The organism is Kitasatospora sp. NPDC059146 (assembly GCF_042786665.1).
In the GTDB taxonomy this organism is placed as follows: Bacteria; Actinomycetota; Actinomycetes; order Streptomycetales; family Streptomycetaceae; genus Kitasatospora.
On the sequence record NZ_JBHZCY010000156.1, the window covers coordinates 1 to 20,937 of the forward strand.

Sequence of the window (20,937 nt, forward strand, 5' to 3'; positions counted from 1 at the left end):
GGGATCCCGCCGGGGCCGCGCGTTCGGACAACCGCTTCCGGGCCGGGTCAGTTGGCCCGGTCGAAGTCGATCGCGCTGTAGGCCCGCAGCTTCGACAGCTTGTGGACCGAGTTGATCTCGCGGATGGTGCCGCTCTTGGAGCGCATCACCAGCGAGCTGGTGGTGGCGGTCTCCGAGCGGTAGTGCACGCCGCGCAGCAGCTCGCCGTCCGTGATGCCGGTGGCGACGAAGAACACGTTCTCGCCGCTGACCAGGTCGTTGGTGGTGAGCACCCGGTCCAGGTCGTGCCCGGCGTCGAGGGCCTTCTGCCGCTCGGCCGCGTCCTTGGGCCAGAGCCGGCCCTGGATGACGCCGCCCATGCACTTCATCGCGCAGGCCGCGATGATGCCCTCGGGGGTGCCGCCGACGCCCAGCAGCAGGTCCACGCCGGTGCCTTCGCGGGCGGTCATGATGGCGCCGGCCACGTCGCCGTCGGTGATGAACTTGATCCGGGCGCCCGCCTCGCGGATCTCCCGGACCAGGCCGTCGTGGCGCGGACGGTCGAGCACCATCACGGTGACGTCCTCGACGGCGCTGCCCTTGGCCTTGGCGACCCGGCGGATGTTGACGGCCGCCGGGGCGGTGATGTCGACGTAGTCGGCGGCCTCGGGGCCGCAGACCAGCTTGTCCATGTAGAACACGGCGCTGGGGTCGAACATGGTGCCGCGGTCGGCGACGGCCAGCACGGCGACGGCGTTGGCCATGCCCTTGGCGGTCAGCGTGGTGCCGTCCACCGGGTCGACCGCGACGTCGCACTCGGCGCCGGTGCCGTCGCCGACCCGCTCGCCGTTGTAGAGCATCGGGGCTTCGTCCTTCTCGCCCTCGCCGATGACGACGACGCCGTTCATCGAGACGGTCGAGACGAGGGTGCGCATGGCCTTCACGGCGGCGCCGTCGGCCCCGTTCTTGTCGCCACGGCCGACCCACCGGCCGGCGGCCATCGCGGCCGCCTCGGTGACCCGGACGAGTTCGAGCGCGAGGTTCCGGTCCGGAGCCTCGGGCGCGACCTCCAGGGCACTGGGAAGGTGGTGCGGGTACTGCGTGGTCATCGTCGTTACCTCTCTGTACGCGACGGCCAGTGAGCGCCCGACTACTGCCAGGTCGAACGCCGTGGTGAGGGTAGTGCGATCGTATCTGCCCACGAGATGACTGTCTGTGGCGCGGGTCGCCACCCCGGGCGGAAGGCCCCGGTTCGTCCCGGTTCACCCGTACGTGCACACCCCGGGTGGCCGGGCCGTTGTGTGGATGAGTCACCATGGGTGGGTGGCTGCAGAGAGCAAGGGCATGAGGGGTCGGCAGACCGTACGGGACATGGTCCTGTCGATGCTGGCGGTCGGTTTCGTCGTCTGGATCGGTTACCTGTTCCTCCCGCACGACGCGAACGGCGATCCGGTGCACGTGGTCGCCTACAAGGTCGAGGCGGCCTCGGCGAAGCGCGCCGCGCCGTACCCGCTGCTGTCCCCGGAGGGGCTGTCCGACAAGTGGCGGGCCACCTCGGTCAGCTACACGCCGGCCGCCATCAACAACGGCAAGGGCAACGCCTGGCACCTGGGCTTCGTGACGCCCTCCGGCCAGTACGCGGCGGTCGAGCAGGCCGACGTCCCGCGCGAGAAGCTGCTCGCCGACAAGGTCGCGGGCGCCCAGCCGGACGGCACCGCGGACGCCGCCGGGCGCACCTGGGACCGGGTGCAGGGCGACAAGGCCCGCGCGCTGGCCGTCCAGACCGGTTCGGCCACCACCATGATCACCGGCACCGCCTCCTACGAGGAGATGGCCGAGCTGGCCCAGGCGCTCAAGTAGCGCGGGGCCCTGCCCGGGCGCGCAGGCCCCCGGCACCCCTCGGACACGCGGAAGGGCCCGCACCGGTACGAACCGGTGCGGGCCCTTCGCCGTCGCGGGGTGCGATCAGACCGTGGTGACGACCTGGTCGTACTCCAGGCGCGGGGAGCGCGGGAACCAGGCCTCGTCGCCCGGCTTGCCGATGTTGACCACGGCCAGCACCGAGTGCTCGCCGTCGCCGAAGAACTCCTTGTTGAGGCCCTCGGCGTCGAAGCCGGTCATCGGGCCGGCGGCCAGGCCGGCGGCGCGCACGCCGATGATGAAGTACGCGGCCTGCAGGGCGCCGTTCAGCGCGGCGGAGCGCTCACGGGTGGCGCGCTCGGAGAAGAACACGTCCTTGGCCTGCGGGAAGTGCGGGAACTGGGTCGGCAGCTCCTCGTGGAACTCGTTGTCCGCGGCCAGGATGGCGACCAGCGGGGCGGTGGAGGTCTTGGCCTTGTTGCCGTCCGCCAGGTGCTGGACGAGGCGCTCGCGGCCCTCGGCGGAGCGGACCAGGACGACGCGCAGCGGCTGCTGGTTGAAGGCGGTCGGGCCGAACTTGACCAGGTCGTAGATGGCCTGGACCTGCTCCTCGGTGACCGGCTCGTCGGTGAAGGTGTTCGCGGTGCGGGCCTCGCGGAACAGCAGGTCCTGAGCGGCGGCGTCGAGTACCAGGGCGTCGGTGGTCATGCTTCTGCACCTCATGCGGGAGGGGGGTTCGTCGGTGTGACCGGCGGAGCCGATCAGTTCCTCCAACATAGGTGAAGATTCAACGATTCCCCAAGCCCTTGTGAGCTGCCTCACAGGGCGGGCCGCACTGCGCCCGGGCTCTGCGCCTGGGCTCGTGGGCGGGGCTCGGTCACTCCCCGCCCGGGCCCGCGCCCTCCTCGGCGGCCAGCGCGGCGTCCAGTCGGGCCCGGGCGCCGTCCAGCCAGCGCTGGCAGACCTTCGCCAGCTGCTCGCCACGCTCCCACAGGGCCAGCGACTCCTCAAGGGAGGTGCCGCCGTTCTCCAGCTGCCGGACCACGTCCAGCAGCGCGTCCCGGGCGTGCTCGTAGCCCAGCGCGTCGTCCGGGGTCGGCGCCGCCGCGTCCTGCTGCTCCTGCTGCTCTGCCATGCGTGCCAGCGTAGGGGCTGGCGCCGACAGGGGCGGGTTCCACCGGTCGAAACCCGGGTGCGGCCGCGCGACCGGCGGCGCTAGCCTCCGCCGCATGATCGAAGTCCGCCCCGCCGCCCCCGCCGACGCGCCCGAGCTGGTCCGGCTGCGCAACCTGATGCTGCAGGCGATGCCCGGCATGGCCGCCTCGGCCGGCCCCGCCCCCTGGCAGGCCGCCGCCGAGCGGATGCTGCGCGAGCGGCTGGCCGCCCCGGCCGAGCGGTCGACCATGTCCGCCTTCGTGGTCGACGACCCGGAGCGCCCCGGCCGGCTCGCCGCCTGCGCCGTCGGCACCCTGGAGCACCGCCTGCCCTCGCCCGGCAACCCGGACGGCCTGTTCGGCTCCGTCTTCAACATCTGCACCGACCCCGACCGGCGGCTGCGCGGCTACGCCCGGGCCTGCACCGAGGCGTTGCTGGACTGGTTCGACGGCCGCCGGGTCGGCCGGATCGACCTGCACGCCAGCAGCGGCGGCGAGTCGCTCTACCGCAGCCTGGGCTTCGCCGAGTACTCGACGGCGCTGTCCCGGCAGCGCTCCTACTGAGGCTCCGCCCGAGGGCCCGCCGGGGGCTCCGCCGCCCCGGGCGCCACGGTGACGTCGAAGCCGCCGCCCGCGACCCGGGCGTGCAGCCCCTCCCCGGCCGCGAGCCGCGCCGGGTCCGTCACCACCGTGCCGTCGGCCCGCTGGAGCACCGCGTAGCCGCGTTCCAGGGTGGCCGCCGGGGAGAGCGCGACCACCCGGGCCAGGGTGTGCCCGAGGTCGCTCTGGGCGTGGTCCAGCCGGTGCCGCAGGGTGCGCCGGGCCCGCTCCACCAGGCCGTCCACCTCCTGGCCGCGCCCGTCCAGCATCCGGTGCGGGGCGGCCAGCGCCGGGCGGCTGCGCAGCCCGTCCAGCCCGTGCTGCTCGCGTTCGACCCGGGCCTGCACGTGCCGGCGGGCCCGGTCGCGCAGCTGGCGGACCTTGGCCAGCTCCTCGCCGACGTCCGGAACCACCCTTTTGGCGGCATCGGTCGGGGTGGAGGCGCGCAGGTCGGCGACGAAGTCCAGCAGGGGCTGGTCCGGCTCGTGCCCGATCGCGCTCACCACCGGCGTACGGGCGGCCGCGACCAGCCGCACCAGCCCCTCGTCCGAGAAGGGCAGCAGGTCCTCCACGCTGCCGCCGCCCCGGGCCACGATGATCACGTCCACCTCGGGGTGCTCGTCCAGCTCCCGCACCGCCGCGCTCACCCGCTCCACCGCGCTGACCCCCTGCACCGGGACGTTGCGCACCTCGAAGCGCACCGCCGGCCAGCGCCGCCGGGCGTTCTCCAGCACGTCCCGCTCGGCCGCCGAGCCGCGCCCGGTGACCAGCCCGACGCACTGCGGCAGGAACGGCAGCCGCCGCTTGCGCTCCGCCGCGAACAGGCCCTCCCCGGCCAGCCGCCGCTTGAGCTGCTCCAGCCGGGCCAGCAGTTCGCCCAGGCCCACCGGGCGGATCTCCGAGGCCCGCAGCGACAGCTGCCCGCGCGCCGCGTACCACTCCGGCCTGGCGTGCACGACGACCCGCGAGCCCTCCTGCACCACGTCCGCGACCTGCTCGAACACCGAGCGGAAGCAGGTCACCGTGAGGGAGACGTCGGCCTGCGGGTCGCGCAGGGTCAGGAACACCACGCCCGCGCCGGGGCGGCGGCTGAGCTGGGTGATCTGCCCCTCGACCCACACCGCGCCGAGCCGGTCGATCCAGCCGCCGATCAGCGCGGAGACCTTGCCGACCGGGAGCGGGGCTTCGGGGGAGCTGGGGTTGGCCATGCGTACGAGGCTAGCGGCGTCCGCCGACACCGTCCCCGGCAACGCCCGCCGGCGTCGTCCCCGGCAGTGCCGGCCGGCACCGTTCCGCACGGCGCCCGCCGGCGCCGTCGCTAGCGGTGCCCGCCGGTGCCGTGCGCCGTGCTGCCCTGCACACCGAGCACCACCAGGCCGGCCGCCAGCCAGACCAGCCCGACCAGCTGTGCCGTGGTCGAGGCCTCGTAGACCACCGCGCCGATCACCGCGATCCCCAGCAGCGGGACGACCAGGTGCCGGAGCCGGTCGGGCGAGCCGTGCCGGACGGTGTACCAGCCGATCACCGAGGCGTGCAGCAGCGCGAAGGCGGTCAGCGCGCCCACGTTCACCACCGAGGTCAGCTGGTCCAGCCCGTCGTCCCGCTCGGCCGCCCAGACCGCCGCCGCCATGGTGACCACCGCGGCCGCCAGCAGCGCCCGGCGGGGCACCGCGCTGCCCGGGTCGACCGAGCCGAGCACGCGCGGCAGCCGTCCCTCCCGGCCCATCGCGAAGACCAGCCGGCCGGCCGCCGCCTGCCCGGCGAGCGCGGCGAAGGCCGCGCCGATCGCCTTGCTGGCGGCCACCAGCAGGTGCAGCCAGTGGCCGATGCCGCCCTCCACGGTGTCGTAGAAGGCGGAGCCCTGGGAGGCCGGGTCGGCGGCCAGCTGCTGCGGGGTGGTGGGCTCCAGCACGGCCGCCAGGTAGGTCTGGGCGACGAACAGCAGCCCGGCCAGCGCCAGGCACCACAGCACCGCCCGGGCCACCGCGGCGGAGGCGCCGACCGCCTCCTCGACGAAGGTCGCGATCGCGTCGAAGCCCAGGTAGGAGAGCACCGCGACGGACACCGCGGAGACCACCGCGGTGAGCGAGAAGCCCCCGACGGCGGTGAACGGCGTGTCCCAGCCGCGCCGCGCGCCGTCCCGCACCAGCACCACCACGGCCGCGACCACGAACACCGCCAGCACCGCGATCTCCAGGGCGAGCACCGCGAAGCCGACCGCGGCCGCCGTCCGCACCCCGACCAGGTTGAGCGCGGTGGTCACCAGCACCGCGGCCGCCGTCCACACCCAGCGCGAGACCCCGGGCACCAGCGAGTTCAGCGCGATCCCGGAGAACAGGTAGGCCACCGCGGGGATCAGCAGGTAGTCCAGCATCGCCATCCACCCGGCGATGAACCCCGGCCCCTCGCCCAGCCCGGCCCGCGCGTAGGCGAACACCGAGCCGGTCTGCGGCACCGCGCGGACCATCTGGGCGTACGAGAAGGCGGTGAAGCCCATCGCGACCGTCGCCGCCAGGTAGACGGCCGCCACGGCGCCGTGGCTCCGGGCGTCCAGCACGCCGAAGACGCCGACCGGGGCCATCGGGGCGATGAACAGCAGCCCGTAGACCATCAGATCGCGGACGCCCAGGGTGCGGCGCAGGCCGCTCGGCGTCGGCTGCTCGTTCACAGCGCTCATGGAGACCAGGCTTGAGCAACTTCCGACCCTTTGCGACCGGAAGGCGTCCGGGGCGGCGGTGCGGCCCGCCCCGGGCGGTGGGGCTCCCGGTCGCCCGTACGATGGGGGCATGTCCAACACCGCGCAGCGCCGTGTCCTGCTCGCCGCCCCCCGGGGCTACTGCGCGGGTGTCGACCGCGCCGTGATCGCCGTGGAGAAGGCCCTGGAGCAGTACGGGGCGCCCATCTACGTCCGCAAGCAGATCGTCCACAACAAGTACGTGGTGCAGACCCTGGAGAAGAAGGGCGCGATCTTCGTCGACGAGACGGAGGAGGTGCCCGAGGGCTCGATCGTCGTGTTCTCCGCGCACGGCGTCGCCCCGTCCGTCCACGACGAGGCGCGGGCCGGCAAGCTCGCCACCGTCGACGCCACCTGCCCGCTGGTCACCAAGGTGCACAAGGAGGCCGTGCGCTTCGCCGACGAGGGCTACGACATCCTGCTGGTGGGCCACGAGGGCCACGAGGAGGTCGTCGGCACCATGGGCGAGGCCCCGGACCGGATCCACCTGGTGGACGGTGCCGAGGACGTCGCCAACGTCCAGGTGCGGGACGAGTCCAAGATCGTCTGGCTCTCCCAGACCACGCTCTCGGTGGACGAGACCATGGCCACCGTCGGCGAGTTGAAGAAGCGCTTCCCGGCGCTGGTCAGCCCGCCCAGCGACGACATCTGCTACGCGACCCAGAACCGCCAGGTCGCGGTCAAGCAGCTGGCCCCGGAGACCGACCTGCTGATCGTGGTCGGCTCCAAGAACTCCTCCAACTCGGTCCGCCTGGTCGAGGTCGGCCTGGAGTACGGCGCCAAGGCCGCCCACCTGGTCGACTTCGCCGAGGAGATCCAGGAGTCCTGGCTGGAGGGCGTCACCACGGTCGGCCTGACCAGCGGCGCCTCGGTGCCGGAGATCCTGGTCGACGGCGTACTGGAGTTCCTGGCCGCGCGCGGCTACGACACGGTGGAGACGGTCAAGACCGCCGAGGAGCACCTGACCTTCTCGCTGCCCAAGGAGCTGCGCCGCGACCTGCGCGCCGAGGCGGCCGGCAAGCTGTAGGGCCCGTCCTCGAACCCTGGACCCGCCACGACGGACCCGGTGCCCCGCTGCGGGGCACCGGGTCCGTCGCGCTGTGCGGGCCCGTCGATTGCGGTGCGCCCCCGTCCGGGCTCTCGTAGCTTTGTGCACAGGCTGTGGACAAGCCGGTCGACGGCCGGACGGCGGAAGGCGGAACGATGACGGCGGTATTCGGCGTGGACATCGGCGGCTCGGGCATCAAGGGCGCCCCGGTCGACCTCGCCCGGGGAGCACTCACCCAGGAGCGGCACAAGGTGCTCACCCCGCAGCCGTCCGAGCCCGGGGCCGTGGTCGCCGCCGTCCGCGAGGTGGTCCAGCACTTCGACCACCAGGGGCCGGTCGGGCTGACCTTCCCCGGGGTGGTGGTCGGCGGCCGCACCCGGACCGCGGCCAACGTGGACAAGGGCTGGATCGGCCTGGACGCGGAGGGCCTCTTCCGCGACGCGCTGGGCATGCCCGCGACCGTGCTCAACGACGCGGACGCGGCCGGCCTCGCCGAGACCGAGCACGGCGCCGGGCGGGGCGAGTCGGGCGTGGTCCTGGTGCTCACCTTCGGCACCGGCATCGGCAGCGCGCTCTTCGTGGACGGCACCCTGGTGCCCAACACCGAACTGGGCCACCTGGAGCTGCGCGGCAAGGACGCCGAGCGCCGCGCCTCCTCGGCCGCCAGGGAGCGGCACGACCTGACCTGGGAGCAGTGGGCCGGGCGGGTCGACGAGTACCTGGACCTGGTGGAGATGCTGTTCTCCCCGCAACTGATCGTGATCGGCGGCGGGGTGAGCCGCAAACACGAGAAGTTCCTGCCGCTGCTGAGGGACCGCGGGGCGCGGGTGGTGCCGGCGGAGCTGCGCAACGACGCGGGCATCGTCGGGGCCGCCATGGCGGCGGCCCGGGCGGCGGGCTAGGGCACGGCCCTCGGTGCCCGCGCGCCGGGCCGTCAGCGGGAGCGGTGGAAGCGGCGCTGGGCGACGAAGCGGGCGAGCACGATCAGCGCGGCCAGCCCGGTGCCGGAGAACAGCCAGCCGGCCCGCAGCGCCAGCCCGGTCGCCAGCGCCACCACCTGGGCGGTGACGCCGGAGGAGCTGACCGGGGCGAGCGCCAGCAGTGCCACGGCGAAGGCGATCGGCCCGCTGATCGGGGCGGCCAGCAGGTCGGCGTAGCGGACCCGGACGGCCAGCTGGAAGCAGACCACCAGGTAGCCGAGGCCGAACAGCCAGCCGAGGTCCTCGAAGAGCAGCCGGTCCAGGCCGGCCACCGCCAGCGTGGCCAGCACCGCGAGCACGCCGGTGCCGATCGCGGTCAGCCGGGTCGGCCGGCCGGTCCGGCGCCGTCCGTACACGCGCAGCCGGCGCTTCGGGGCGGGGCGCGCGGCGGGCCGGTCGGCCACCGGGCGCAGCCGGGACGGGGGAGCCGCGGGGGCTCGGGCGCTCTCGGGTGCCCGGCCGGGACCGGGGACGGCGGCCGGGGCCGCGCCGTTCGGCGGACGGCGTCTGGGCCCTGGCGGCTGGGTACGGATGCTCTGCTCCACCCGCCCAACGTACGGTCCGATCATCGCCACACTGTGTAATGGACCGTTCAGGTCTTGTTCCGTGTCCCCGGATGGCGTACTCCTGTGATCGTCACTCAAGGGGCTGACCTGCTCGGCCGAGTCGACACATCATGATCATCCGATGACCGTACGGGGGACCGCCGCATGACCGCCGACTTCACCTTCGAACGCCTCGACCACGTCCAGCTCGACATCCCGGCCGGCGCCGAGGACGAGTGCCGCGCCTTCTGGTCCGGCGTGCTCGGGATGACCGAGCTCCCGAAGCCCCCGGTGCTGGCGGCGCGCGGCGGCTGCTGGTTCCGCGGCGGCGGGGTCGAGGTGCACCTCGGCGTCACCCCGGACTTCCGCCCGGCCCGCAAGGGGCACCCCGGCATCCTGGTGACCTCGCTGGACGCCCTGGCCGAGCGGCTCGCCGCGCACGGCCACGAGGTCACCTGGGACGACCACCACCCCGGCCACCGCCGCTTCTACTCCGCCGACGGGCTGGGCAACCGGCTGGAGTTCCTGGAGCCGCTGCCCGCGCCGACCGAGGCGTGAGCCCCGGCAGGTGCTGCCCGTAGACTTGGGGGTCGGCCCGTACGGTGCCGACCCAACTCCTCCAAGCCCACGGGACTGCGCTTCATGTCGCTCACGATCGGAATCGTCGGCCTGCCGAACGTCGGCAAGTCGACCCTGTTCAACGCCCTGACCAAGAACGACGTGCTGGCGGCCAACTACCCGTTCGCCACCATCGAGCCGAACGTCGGCGTCGTCGGCGTCCCGGACGCGCGGCTGGCCAAGCTCGCCGAGATCTTCGGCTCGCAGCGCATCCTCCCGGCCACCGTCGACTTCGTCGACATCGCCGGCATCGTGCGCGGCGCCAGCGAGGGCGAGGGCCTGGGCAACAAGTTCCTCGCCAACATCCGTGAGTCGGACGCGATCTGCCAGGTCGTGCGCGCGTTCACCGACCCGGACGTGGTGCACGTGGACGGCAAGGTGTCGCCCAAGGACGACATCGAGACCATCCACACCGAGCTGATCCTGGCCGACCTCCAGACCATCGAGAAGGTCCTGCCGCGGCTCCAGAAGGAGGCGCGCCTCAAGAAGGACACCGCCCCCGTGCTGGCCGCCGCCGAGGCCGCCCAGGCGGTCCTGGAGACCGGCAAGACCCTCTTCGAGGCCGGCTTCGACACCGCCCCGATCCGCGAGCTGCACCTGCTGACCGCCAAGCCCTTCCTCTACGTCTTCAACGTGGACGAGGACGAGCTGGCCGACGAGGACTTCAAGAACGCCCAGCGCGCCCTGGTCGCCCCGGCCGAGGCGATCTTCCTCAGCGCCAAGATCGAGTCCGAGCTGATCGAGCTCGACGACGCCGAGGCCCTCGAACTCCTCCAGTCCATGGGCCAGGAGGAGCCCGGCCTCGCCACCCTCGCCCGCGTCGGCTTCGACACCCTCGGCCTGCAGACCTACCTCACGGCCGGCCCGAAGGAGACCCGCGCCTGGACCATCAAGAAGGGCGCCACCGCCCCCGAGGCCGCCGGAGTCATCCACACCGACTTCCAGAAGGGCTTCATCAAGGCCGAGGTGATCTCCTTCGACGACCTGGTCGAGACCGGCTCCATCGCCGAGGCCCGCTCCAAGGGCAAGGCCCGCATCGAGGGCAAGGAATACATCATGCAGGACGGCGACGTCGTGGAGTTCCGCTTCAACGTCTAGTCGATCTGCGGAAAGGCCGCCTGACCTGCGACGGAGTGGGTTGGGCGGCCTTTCGTGCTACCGGGGGACGGCCGTCCTGCCGCGCCGGGGCGAGCCGACCCGTACTGATGAACCGCTTGCCAGGCGTGGCCGATCATGGGCTAGTTTTGGTCTGCACCGCGTGTCCTCCCGGAGGACGTATTCGACGCGACCTGCGTGGACCCTGCTGGGTTCGGTGACGCAGCCTCAGGTGTGCTCCCGGCGGGAGCCATCCGGCATCCGTCTTCGAACACAACGTAAGGGGACGCGCACCGATGGCTGTCGTCGAGTACAGGCCCAAGAACCACAGCTGGGTCCGCGATGTCCTGGTGGGCATTGCGGCGAGCCTCGGCTCGAACCTCCTGTGGCTGCTGGCGCAGGTCGTGGTGCACCGCCTCGGCTGAGCCGGGCGGCGGGCGGGCCTCCGGGGGCCCGCCCCTCATCGAGCCGGAACTCCGGCTAGTCTACGAACCGTCATTGCGGCCCGCCGGGCTTCCCGCTCCGCGACGGTGGAGCCACGAAGGACATGCCCCCACCCGCACGAGTCACTTCGTGCCTGGGGGAACCCTCGTGCTTCTGCAGCTGTCTGCGGCCGAGATCGATCGTCTGAATGCCGGTTGGGACGGGGTGGCCCACCTTCCGCTCACCCAGCTGTTGATCAGTGAGCATTCCGCCGTGAAGGGCACGCCCGCCGGCGACGGGGACATCAGATCGTGGAACAACAGCATTCCGGTAGTGGTCAAGGCGCTGCTGGAGTGCGGTCTCGGCGATGTGGAGGTGCAGATCGAGGTTGACCTGCCGCACACCAGCTCCGCGGTCGACCTGGTGCTGTGTGGCCGGCGCCCTGGTACGGGGGCGGACTCGTACCTTGCGATCGAGCTGAAGCAGGTGCGGCATGCCACCGTCGATCCCGAGTGTCCTACTGCCGTCGATCTCGGATTCCGCGACGGAAAGATCAAGCTGCATCCGGTGAGGCAGGTCCAGAACTACTGCGACTACATGATGCGGTACCTGCCCCACCTGCGGGAGGGGGACGACCGTCTGATGGGTGTGGCACTGCTCCACAATGCCCGGGACCGGGATGTGGCCGCGCTCTTCGATCTGCCCGAGTCCGACTACGGCTGCCTCTACACGCTCGACGACCTGGACCGGTTCCGGAGGGTCCTGACCTCGAGATTCACCGCCGTCTCGGGGGACCGGGCAGCACTCGCGCTGGAGCAGTCCCGTCGCGAGCCACTGCTCAAGGTCACCGACGTGGCGCGGCAGCGGTCCGTCACGGGTGGTGGTCTCACACTTCTCGATGAGCAGTACGTCGCAGCCGACCGGATCATTCGGCGGCTGGAAAGGGTTTCGACCTCTGGCAGCTTCAACGTCGGGCTCTTCGAGGTCGATGACGCCGCCCAGCGCTCCGGACTCGATTCGGGCGGCGGGAAGCGGGTCTACATTCTGCGAGGCGGTCCGGGCAGTGGGAAGAGCGCTGTGGCCCTTGAGCTGCAGCGCACGCTCGGGCTCAAAGGGCGTGAAGCCGTGCTGGCGAGCGGATCGCACGCGTACACGGAGACGCTGCGGGAGCTCATGATCAGTTCGGCCCGCCGTGGGCAGCAGGCCGGCAAACGCCGTGCGGCGCTCAAGCTGTACCAGTACTTCAACAGCTTCACCGAGACTCCGCCGGACGGCATTGAGGTCCTGATCTGCGACGAAGCGCATCGCCTGCGGCGCAGTTCGACGTACCGTTGGACACCGAAGGAACTCCGTGACGACGACCGGCCGCAGGCACTCGAGTTGATGAGGGCTGCCGAAGTACCGGTCTTCCTGCTCGACGACCACCAGTCGATCCGCCCGGACGAGGTGGGTACGGCCGAGTACCTCAAGGATCTGGCCGAGGAGAACGGATACCAGGTCGAAGTGACCGACCTGGAGGGGACGTTCCGTGCGGGCGGCAGCAAGCGGTACCAGAGCTGGGTCCAGCAGTTGTTGGGTTTGGGCGTTTCCGATTCCGTGACCTGGCGACCGGACGGCCGGATGACACTCACGGTTGCCGACTCGCCCGAGCAGATGGAACGGTTCATCCGGGAGCGTGCCTTGGAGGGGGCCACGGCTCGGATCACTGCGGGCTTCTGCTGGCCGTGGAGCAACCCGGAGGGTGAACGACTCGTCGACGACGTGCGCATCGGGGACTGGCGGCAGCCGTGGAACGTGAAACCCGAGCACAGCGTTCCGGGGGCTCCGAGGTCGGACTTCTGGTCGACGGATCCCCGCGGCATCGGGCAGATCGGTTGCGTATACACGGCACAGACCTTCGAGTACGACTGGAACGGTGTGATCATCGGCCCTGACCTGGTCTTCCGCGACGGGACGTTCCGGGTGGAACGGACCGCTTCCGCCGATCCTGCCTTTCGCGGTCAGGTCGACAGTGACACTGTTGCCCGGTGCATCCGTAACGCCTACCACGTGCTCCTCACCCGTGGGATCGTCGGCACCGTGGTCTACGCGGTCGACCCGGCCACCCACCATGAGCTGCGCAGGCGGATCACAGGCGCCATCGGTCTGCAGAACGGCGACGGCGCACCGGAGCTCACAGCCGAAGGCTCACAACTTCCTCCTGGCTTCCGTAGGCGCCGCAGGTAGCCTTGATCCCGTTGTCGCTGCGGCCCGCCGGGCTTCCGCTCCGTCTGATGGAGCACCCAAGGACATGCCCCCACCCGCACGAGTTCCTTCGTGCTGTCCTGGGGGCGTTCCTTGCTGTTCCGCGACTCTGCTGCTGCGGTCGCCGCCGAGTGCATTTCCGGTGCGCTCTTTCTCCGCCTGACTGATCAGTTCGTTCGCGTTCACGGCTACAAGCCGAGTTCGTCCGAGGCCCGCTCGTGGGAGCGGAGCATTCCGGCGCTTGCGAGCGCGTTGAACGACGCGGGCCTCGGGCAGGTGGAGATGCTCCTGGAGTACGGTCTGCCGTTGACCAGCAAGCGGGCCGACGCGGTGTTGGCCGGTGTGCATCCGAAGACCGGGCTGCCGTCCTACGTCGTTGTGGAGTTGAAGCAGTGGAGCAGTGCGGAGCCGGATGACGATGATCCGTCGCTGTGTCGTGTCGATGCCTACTCCAGGGCCGTGCTGAACCCCGTCGACCAGGTTCGCGGTTACTGCGAGTACCTCATCTCCTTCAACGGGGTACTGGCAGAACATCCGGAACGGATCAGTGGCGCCGCGTATCTGCACAATGCCACCGAATTCGGCGTTGGCGGGCTCTTCGGGACCGAGGAGGATGAGCGAGGTCGGCTCTTCATCGGTGCGCGGCGCGGGGAGTTCATCGAGTTCCTGCGCGAGCGACTGGCGGGTCAGTCCGGGGCCTGTGCCGCAGACGAGTTCGTCAACGGGAAGGTCGGCCCGTCCAAGCAGCTCATGGCAGTGGCGGCACATGAGGTGCGTGAGCGCGAACAGTTCGTGCTGCTGGACGAGCAGAAGATCGCGTTCCGAACTGTCCTCAATGCCGTCCGCCGCGCGAAGCAGTCCGATCACAAGGAGGTCGTCGTCGTCACCGGTGGGCCCGGCACGGGCAAGAGCGTCATCGCGTTGTCGCTCCTCGGTGAGATGTATCGGCAGGGCATCACCACGTTGCACGCGACCGGCTCCAGCTCGTTCACGACGACTATGCGGAAGGTCGCGGGTGCCCGGAAGCGTGAGGTGCAGGATCTCTTCAAGTACTTCAACAGCTTCATGACGGCCGAGCGCAATAGCCTTGACGTCCTGGTCTGCGACGAAGCCCACCGGATGCGGGAGACGTCGGCGAACCGGTACACGCCGGCGTCGAACCGCACGGGCAAGGCGCAGATCGAGGAGCTCATCGATGTGGCCCGGGTGCCGGTGTTCCTCCTGGACGAGCATCAGGTCGTTCGGCCCGGCGAGATGGGGACTGTAGCGGAGATCGAGGCGGCGGCTGCGGAGAAGGGGCTCCGCTGCCAGGTGGTATCGCTCGACAGTCAGTTCCGCTGCGGGGGAAGCGACGCGTATCTGCGCTGGGTGGTGCGGTTGTTGGGCCTCGAGCCGGGTGGCCCCGAGACGTGGGAGCCCGACGACAGGATGCAACTCGTGCTGGCGGACAGCCCGGAGGAGATGGAGGCTCTCCTCGATGCCCATCGGGCGCGGAACTACAGCGCGCGCATGACTGCGGGCTACTGCTGGAAGTGGACCAAGAAGGTGACACCCGGGCAGGCGTTGCCCGCAGACGTCACCATCAGTGGGTGGGAACGGCCGTGGAACGTGTACGGGGACCGGGCCGTTGGCGGCGCGCCCCCAGCAGCCCTGTGGGCGACCGATCCGGCCGGTTTCGGGCAAGTGGGCTGTGTGTACACGGCGCAGGGCTTCGAGTACGACTGGAGTGGCGTGATCATCGGCCCCGACCTGCTGTGGCGCGGCGATCGCTGGATCACCGATCGGACGGCCTCGAAGGATCCGGTCTTCAAGAAGTCGACCCCGGATGCGGATGTGGACCGGTTGATCCGCAACACGTACAAGGTGCTGCTGACGCGGGGGATGATCGGCACGGTGGTGTACTCGACCGATGCTGAGACGCGCGAGAAGTTGCGCGAACTGGTCGATCTCCGTTCCGAGTAGCCCTGGCGGACGGCATTGGGCCCGCAGCGGCACCGAGTCGTGATGATCGAGATCCCGTCGACCAGTGGGCCGTGCCCGCGCCGTTTCGACGTCTGACCGGCTGTCATGCCCGAAGGGGCCGGACTCCCTCGGGAGTCCGGCCCCTTCGGGGTCGGTGGTCAGGGGTGGACGGTGAGGGTGAGGGTGCCGTCGGGGGACGGGGTGACGGTGACGGCGGTGAGGGTGGGGGCGAGGGCGTCCGGGTGGTGGGCGGCGGCGCGGGGGCCGATGCCGATGACGCGCATGCCGGCGGCGCGGGCGGCGGCGATGCCGGCGCCGGAGTCCTCGAAGGCCACGCAGTCGGCGGGGGCGAAGCCGAGGGCGGCGGCGCCCTTGAGGAAGCCCTCGGGGTCGGGCTTGCTGGCGCCGACGGACTCGGCGGTGACCAGGACGGGCGGCATCGGCAGGCCGGCGGCGTCCATCCGGACCCGGGCGAGGGGGAGGTCGGCCGAGGTGACCAGGGCGTGCGGCAGGCCGGCCAGCGAGGCGAGGAAGGCGTCGGCGCCCGCGACCTGGACGACGCCCTCGGTGTCGGCCCGCTCCTCGGCGAGCATCAGCTCGTTCTCGGCGAGGTTCTCCTCGACCGGGCGGTGCGGCAGCAGTTCGGCCATGGTCGCGTGGCCCTGGCGGCCGTGGACGACGGTGAGCGCCGCGACGGGGTCGAGGCCGTGCCGCTCGGCCCAGCGGGTCCAGCAGCGCTCGACCACGGCGTCGGAGTTGACCAGGGTGCCGTCCATGTCGAGGAGGAGGGCGCGGGTGGTGAACCGGACGGGGGTGGCGGTCATGGGGCGGCTCCTGGAGGCGGGGCGGAGAGGTGAGCTCTTTGTTCCTCGATGATACAAAAGATCACGGGAGCAGGTGGGCGTTGACCGCCCGGGCCTCCTCGGCCAGCTCCGGCAGCTCCACCACCTCGACCCCGGCCGCCTCCAGCAGTGCGGTGCCCTGGCAGTCGGTGACGAAGAGGTCCGGCTCGCGCCAGGCGACCACGACCCGGGGCACGCCCGCCGCGATGAGCAGCCGGGCGCACGGCACCGGGCGGGAGGCGCGCTGCCCGCAGGGCTCCAGGCTGCTGTAGACGGTCGCCCCGCGCAGTCGGGGGTCGCCCGCCGGGAGCTTGGCCAGGGCCGCCTCCTCGGCGTGGTCGTGCGCGTCCGCCTCCCGGCTGTAGCCCTCCGCCAGCACCTCGCCGTCGGCGCCGACGACCACCGCCCCGACCGAGAAGGCCGTCTCCGAGGGCGGGCAGCGGCGGGAGAGTTCGACGGCCCGGCGCAGGTGGTCGAGGTCGGTGGCGGCGGGGTGGGTCACGGCGCGGGCTCCTTCGGGGCGTACCTGAGCAGGACGACGTCGCCCACCGTACGTGCCTCCAGCAGCCGCATCCGCCGGGTCGGGCCGCCGGGGAACGCGGCCGGGCCGACGAACCGCGGCGCTCCGGGCTGGCCGACCAGCAGCGGGGCGACGGCCAGCTGGAGCTCGTCCGCCAGGCCCTGGGCGAGGAACTGGGTGTGCACCCCGCTGCCGCCCTCGACCATCAGCCGGCGCACCCCGCGCGCGCCCAGGTCGTCCAGCACCGCGCCGAGGTCGACCGAGTCGCCGAGCGCGACCACCTCGGCCAGCCCGTCGAGCCGGGGCCGCAGCACCGCCGCCCCGGCCGCGGTGGTGTAGGCGAGCTTCGCGCCGCCGGTGTGCCAGAACCGCAGGTCGGCGCCGAGGGCGCCGCTCGCGCTGAGCGTCACCTTCAGCGGGTGCTCGGGCCGCCCGGCGGCCACCCGGGCGGCCCGTCGCGCGGGGCCGTCGACCAGCAGGCGCGGGTTGTCGGCGCGCAGGGTGTTGCCGCCGACCAGGATCGCGTCGGCGGCCGCCCGCTCCTGGTCGACCCGGTCGAAGTCGGCGGCGCCGGAGAGCAGCAGGCGGTCGGGGGAGGCGTCGTCGAGGTGGCCGTCGAGGGAGACGGCGGCGCTCAGCAGGACGAAGGGGCGCTGGCCGGGGCCGGGCATGGGCGGACCGTTCTGTCGGGACCGTTCGGGACCGCTCGGGACCGCTCGGGGCGGTTCGGTCGGGCGCCTCCACGGTACGGCCGCCGGTGCCGGCGGGGCCGCCCTCCGATCGCTATGTGAGACGGTTCTTCTCGCCATGCGGGATGGAGCGTAGCGTCGGGGCATCGCGGAAACGGAAACGCCGACCACGTCTCAGGGGGGACCCCATGCCCGGACCGCAGCCTGCCGCCGCCTACACCCACGGCCACCAGGAGGCCGTGCTGCGCTCGCACCGCTCCCGTACCGCCGCCGACTCGGCCGGCTACCTGCTGGCCGAACTGCGGCCCGGCCAGGCGCTGTTGGACGTCGGCTGCGGCCCGGGCACGATCACCGCCGACCTGGCCGAGCTGGTCGGCCCCACCGGGCGGGTGGTGGCCGTGGACGCCTCCGCCGAGGTGCTGGAGCAGGCCGCCGGGTACGTCGCCGGGCGCGGTCTGGCCAATGTCGTGTTCGAACTGGCCGACGTGCACCGACTGCCGTACCGGGACGGCGAGTTCGACGTGGTGCACGCCCACCAGGTGCTGCAGCACGTGGCCGATCCGGTGGCCGCGCTGCGCGAGATGGGCCGGGTGACGGCGCCCGGCGGGCTGGTCGCCGCCCGGGACGTCGACTACGCCACGATGACCTGGTTCCCGCAGGCGCCGGCGCTGGACCGCTGGCTGGAGCTCTACCGGCGGACCGCCCGGGCCAACGGCGGCGAACCGGACGCCGGACGGCGACTGCTGTCCTGGGCCCGGGCGGCCGGTCTGACCGACGTCACCGCGAGCACCGGCACCTGGACGTTCGCGACGCCCGAGCGGCGCGCGTGGTGGGCCGGGATGTGGGCGGACCGGGTGACCGGGACGGCCTTCGGCCGGACGGCGGTGGAACGGGGCTTCGCGGAGCCCGCCGAGCTGGAACGGATCGCGGCCGGCTGGCGGGAGTGGAGCGCCGCCGGCGACGGCTGGTTCTCGATGATCCACGGCGAGGTCCTGGCCCGGGTCGGAGCGGAACGGCCGGGGCCGTCATGACGGAGCGGCCGGAGCGGCCGGGTCGGTAACGGCGGGTCGGTAACGGCGGGGCGGGCGTTCGGAAAGATCAGGTAAAGTCGCGCGACCGTTCAGCTCGGGCCCGTCCGGCCCGCGGGGCGGTGTCGAGAGCCGAAACGCCGAGTCGAGGCCCGCCCCGGCGGGCCGGGGGAGTCCACGTGTCCGAGCCTGAGTCCGCGCCGCCCGCCGCTCCGGGGCCGGACCCGCGGGTGGACTTCCGCAAGGACCCGGGGCCCGCCGAGGAACGGGCCGCGGCCGCGCGGCCGCCGGGCCCGGCGGAGGCCGGACCGGCCGACCCCTGGGCCCCGCCGGTCGAGGCCGGCCCCCCGTCCCCGTCGGCCCCGTCCCCACTGGCCCCGCCCCAGCCGCCGCCCCCGCCGCTGCCCGCCGGCGGCTGGGCCTCGGTGCCGCCCTCCGCCGAGTCCGGCCTGCGGCCCGGCCACCCCCACCCCTACGCCCATCCCCGGCCGGGCCCGCCCGCGCAGCCGTACCCGCACCCCTACCCGCCGTACGTCCTCGACCCGTACGCCCCCCGGCCGGAGCCGCGCACCAACGGCTTCGCCGTCGGCTCGCTGGCGACCGCGCTGAGCCTGCTCTCGCCGGTGGCCCTGGTGTTCGGGATCCTCGCGCTGGTCCAGATCAAGCGGACCGGCCAGCGCGGCCGCGGCATGGCGGTCACCGGCCTGGTGCTCGGGGTGGCGGGCACCCTGCTGCTGTCGCTCGCGCTGGGCGCGGGGGACTTCGGCCCCGCGCGGAACGGACGGGGCGACCGGTACGCGGCCAAGCCGCCCGCCGGGTCGGTCCGCTGGTCGGCGCTGAAGGCGGGGGACTGCTACCTCTCCTCCGGGACGAGCGGGCAGCCGGACGAGAACGGCGACGAGACGGTGTACTGGGTGCGCCGGGTGGCCTGCGCGGAGCGGCACAACGGCGAGGTGGCCGGCACCGTGAAGGTCCCGGAGAGCAGCGGCGCCTACCCGGGCGCGACGGTCGTCCGCGAGCGGGCCGCCGCCCTGTGCCGCAGGGTGCTCGACGACTACGCGCTGGACCAGTGGGCCGTCCCGGACGGCATGGACGACGTCTACCTCTACCCGAGCGCGGGCAACTGGGCGGCCGGCGAACGGTACGTCACCTGCGGCTTCGAGGACCCGGACGACCAGCACCTGGGGACGGTCCGCACCGACCGCCGCAGTCTGACCTCCGTCCAGCTGGCCTACCTGGAGGCCGTCCGGGGCTTCAACGCGGCCTACCTGGACACCCCGAAGCAGGACGTGGCGGTCGCCGAGGCCGAGTACCGGTCCTGGGCCCGCCGGATGGCCGCCGCCTCCCGGGCCGAGGCCGCCGCGCTGCGCAAGCCGACGGCGGAGTGGCCGACCGACGTCCAGGCGAAGATGGACAAGCTGGCCGAGACCCAGTCCCAGGCGGCCGTCGCCTGGGACGCCGCGGCCTCCGGCGGCGACGTGGCGGGCGACCTGCGCCGGGCCCGGGCGCTGGTCGCCAGGACGGTGCCGGTCAGCGTGGACATCCGGCGCTCGCTCGGCCTGTCCACCGGCGAGCAGGTGCCCGACCTCCGGGTCTGAGCCCGCCCGCCCCGAGAGGGCGGGGCCGGTCGCCGGGTTACCCGGCGTTAACCCCGCCCGTACCTGCCGGTAGCGCGGGAGCCGTAGGGTCACCCCGGTGTCCCCGGCCCGACCCCCACGCCGGCCGGGGACACCGCGCCGGGCCGGGCCCGAAGCCGGGCCCCACCCGCTACCCTCCCGCCATGGGCACCTTTCGGGTGATGCGGCAGGACGACAACGGCAACCGCTTCCTGGTCGCCGGGAACCTGGCCGAGGCCGAGGCGCACCGCCTGGCGGCCGAGTTCGAGGCGCGCGGCCACAAGCAGCTGTACTGGGTCGAGGCCCAGGACCAGGACCCGGCCCCGTAGGGTCGGGGGCATGGAACAGGCCGGTGAGACCACTGTCGGAACCCCGCCGAGGATCGTCGTCGGCGGGGTGCTGATCCGCGGCGGCCGGGTGCTCGCCGCCCGCCGCAACGCGCCCGCGTCGGTCGCCGGCCGCTGGGAGTTCCCCGGTGGCAAGGCCGAGCCCGGCGAGACCGAGGCGCAGGCGCTGGAGCGCGAGCTGCTGGAGGAGCTGGGCGTACGGGCCAGGGCGCTGCGGCGGCTGTCCGGCGGGTGGGCCGTGCGGCCGGGGCTGGAGCTGCGCTTCTGGGCCGCCGAGCTGCTGTCCGGTGAGCCGAGCGCGCTGGAGGACCACGACGAGCTGCGCTGGCTGGGCCCGGCCGAGCTGGATTCGGTGGACTGGATCGGGCACGACCGCGAGGTCCTGCCGCAGGTCGCCGAGCTGCTCGCGGTGGCGGGCGACGCGCAAGCCGCCGGATAGGTCAATCGGACAAGACGACCCGGCGGCCGGGATAGCCTGGGTTCTGCTGGGTATGTCGCCTTTCGACACCATTCGTCACCATCGGTGAGCCGCCCCAGCCGGCGACGCCGATCCCGACCAGAGCCGGAGGCCCCGTCGGTGTCGACAACCGGGAACGGCGGCGGGGGAGCGCGCCGGGCAGGCACCGCGGGAGGCGCCGCCGCCCGCGCCCGGC

General features: G+C 72.7%; 20 protein-coding genes and 1 pseudogene. 13 read left to right on the forward strand and 8 right to left on the reverse strand.

Translation table 11 applies throughout. The features are described from left to right. Positions 1–47: 47 nt before the first annotated feature. Positions 48–1,088 (reverse strand): class II fructose-bisphosphatase, encoded by a 1,041-nt coding sequence (glpX, locus tag ACFXPX_RS38775; protein ID WP_375884648.1) that lies wholly within the window; start codon positions 1,086–1,088, stop codon positions 48–50. 214 nt (positions 1,089–1,302) lie between these two features. Between glpX and ACFXPX_RS38780 the strand changes: the two genes are divergently transcribed. Then, complete coding sequence (locus ACFXPX_RS38780) at positions 1,303–1,839, forward strand: DUF4245 domain-containing protein (RefSeq protein ID WP_375884650.1); 537 nt, start codon at positions 1,303–1,305, stop codon at positions 1,837–1,839. Positions 1,840–1,944: 105 nt separating this feature from the next. On the opposite strand, the gene ACFXPX_RS38785 is transcribed toward ACFXPX_RS38780, so the two are convergent. Then, complete coding sequence (locus ACFXPX_RS38785; RefSeq protein WP_375884653.1) at positions 1,945–2,547, reverse strand: malonic semialdehyde reductase; 603 nt, start codon at positions 2,545–2,547, stop codon at positions 1,945–1,947. A gap of 169 nt (positions 2,548–2,716) precedes the next feature. Then, on the reverse strand, positions 2,717–2,974 hold the full coding sequence (locus tag ACFXPX_RS38790; RefSeq protein ID WP_375884656.1) for an exodeoxyribonuclease VII small subunit: 258 nt from the start codon (positions 2,972–2,974) through the stop codon (positions 2,717–2,719). Between the two features lie 94 nt (positions 2,975–3,068). On the opposite strand from ACFXPX_RS38790, the gene ACFXPX_RS38795 reads away from it, so the two are divergent. Further along, positions 3,069–3,557, forward strand: a complete 489-nt coding sequence (locus ACFXPX_RS38795) for a GNAT family N-acetyltransferase (protein WP_375884659.1) — start codon at positions 3,069–3,071, stop codon at positions 3,555–3,557. Here the strand turns inward: ACFXPX_RS38795 and xseA are convergent. Together xseA and ACFXPX_RS38805 are read right to left on the reverse strand one after the other, a co-directional pair. Then, on the reverse strand, positions 3,551–4,801 hold the full coding sequence (gene xseA / locus ACFXPX_RS38800) for an exodeoxyribonuclease VII large subunit (RefSeq protein ID WP_375884662.1): 1,251 nt from the start codon (positions 4,799–4,801) through the stop codon (positions 3,551–3,553). The genes ACFXPX_RS38795 and xseA overlap by 7 nt on opposite strands. Before the next feature lie 110 nt (positions 4,802–4,911). Next, positions 4,912–6,270 (reverse strand): APC family permease, encoded by a 1,359-nt coding sequence (locus ACFXPX_RS38805; RefSeq protein ID WP_380527848.1) that lies wholly within the window; start codon positions 6,268–6,270, stop codon positions 4,912–4,914. 109 nt (positions 6,271–6,379) lie between these two features. Here ACFXPX_RS38805 and ACFXPX_RS38810 point away from each other — a divergent pair, with 109 nt between their 5' ends. Then, complete coding sequence (locus ACFXPX_RS38810) at positions 6,380–7,354, forward strand: 4-hydroxy-3-methylbut-2-enyl diphosphate reductase (protein ID WP_375884668.1); 975 nt, start codon at positions 6,380–6,382, stop codon at positions 7,352–7,354. Between the two features lie 176 nt (positions 7,355–7,530). Then, entirely contained in the window at positions 7,531–8,277 is a 747-nt protein-coding gene (ppgK, locus tag ACFXPX_RS38815) for a polyphosphate--glucose phosphotransferase (RefSeq protein WP_375884671.1), read from the forward strand. A 32-nt stretch (positions 8,278–8,309) separates the two neighbouring features. Here the strand turns inward: ppgK and ACFXPX_RS38820 are convergent, their stop codons facing one another. After that, positions 8,310–8,900, reverse strand: coding sequence for a DUF6542 domain-containing protein (locus ACFXPX_RS38820; RefSeq protein WP_380589656.1), 591 nt, complete (start codon positions 8,898–8,900; stop codon positions 8,310–8,312). 165 nt (positions 8,901–9,065) lie between these two features. On the opposite strand from ACFXPX_RS38820, the gene ACFXPX_RS38825 reads away from it, so the two are divergent. From ACFXPX_RS38825 to ACFXPX_RS38845, 5 genes are all read left to right on the forward strand, one after another. Continuing rightward, positions 9,066–9,458: a VOC family protein gene (locus ACFXPX_RS38825; RefSeq protein ID WP_380401859.1), complete on the forward strand. Its 393-nt coding sequence runs from the start codon at positions 9,066–9,068 to the stop codon at positions 9,456–9,458. Positions 9,459–9,542: 84 nt separating this feature from the next. Next, on the forward strand, positions 9,543–10,616 hold the full coding sequence (gene ychF, locus ACFXPX_RS38830) for a redox-regulated ATPase YchF (protein WP_375884677.1): 1,074 nt from the start codon (positions 9,543–9,545) through the stop codon (positions 10,614–10,616). A gap of 293 nt (positions 10,617–10,909) precedes the next feature. Further along, positions 10,910–11,038: a DUF6408 family protein gene (locus tag ACFXPX_RS38835; protein WP_380644725.1), complete on the forward strand. Its 129-nt coding sequence runs from the start codon at positions 10,910–10,912 to the stop codon at positions 11,036–11,038. Between the two features lie 166 nt (positions 11,039–11,204). Beyond that, the gene (locus tag ACFXPX_RS38840; protein WP_380644726.1) at positions 11,205–13,262 is read left to right on the forward strand and encodes a DUF2075 domain-containing protein; all 2,058 of its coding nucleotides are present in this window, start codon (positions 11,205–11,207) and stop codon (positions 13,260–13,262) included. 111 nt (positions 13,263–13,373) lie between these two features. Further along, positions 13,374–15,242: a DNA/RNA helicase domain-containing protein gene (locus ACFXPX_RS38845; protein ID WP_380644727.1), complete on the forward strand. Its 1,869-nt coding sequence runs from the start codon at positions 13,374–13,376 to the stop codon at positions 15,240–15,242. A 158-nt stretch (positions 15,243–15,400) separates the two neighbouring features. Here the strand turns inward: ACFXPX_RS38845 and ACFXPX_RS38850 are convergent, their stop codons facing one another. Continuing rightward, on the reverse strand, positions 15,401–16,066 hold the full coding sequence (locus ACFXPX_RS38850; protein WP_375884684.1) for an HAD-IA family hydrolase: 666 nt from the start codon (positions 16,064–16,066) through the stop codon (positions 15,401–15,403). 61 nt (positions 16,067–16,127) lie between these two features. Beyond that, positions 16,128–17,275, reverse strand: a pseudogene (locus tag ACFXPX_RS38855) (dihydrofolate reductase family protein). Between the two features lie 206 nt (positions 17,276–17,481). Here ACFXPX_RS38855 and ACFXPX_RS38860 point away from each other — a divergent pair. The 4 genes from ACFXPX_RS38860 (at position 17,482) to ACFXPX_RS38875 (ending at position 20,723) form a co-directional block, all read left to right on the forward strand. Continuing rightward, the gene (locus tag ACFXPX_RS38860; protein ID WP_375884686.1) at positions 17,482–18,324 is read left to right on the forward strand and encodes a methyltransferase domain-containing protein; all 843 of its coding nucleotides are present in this window, start codon (positions 17,482–17,484) and stop codon (positions 18,322–18,324) included. Positions 18,325–18,500: 176 nt separating this feature from the next. Further along, on the forward strand, positions 18,501–19,919 hold the full coding sequence (locus tag ACFXPX_RS38865) for a DUF4190 domain-containing protein (RefSeq protein WP_380644728.1): 1,419 nt from the start codon (positions 18,501–18,503) through the stop codon (positions 19,917–19,919). 182 nt (positions 19,920–20,101) lie between these two features. Continuing rightward, positions 20,102–20,266: an SPOR domain-containing protein gene (locus ACFXPX_RS38870; protein WP_375884692.1), complete on the forward strand. Its 165-nt coding sequence runs from the start codon at positions 20,102–20,104 to the stop codon at positions 20,264–20,266. 10 nt (positions 20,267–20,276) lie between these two features. Beyond that, the gene (locus ACFXPX_RS38875) at positions 20,277–20,723 is read left to right on the forward strand and encodes an NUDIX domain-containing protein (RefSeq protein WP_375884695.1); all 447 of its coding nucleotides are present in this window, start codon (positions 20,277–20,279) and stop codon (positions 20,721–20,723) included. Positions 20,724–20,937: the final 214 nt, after the last annotated feature.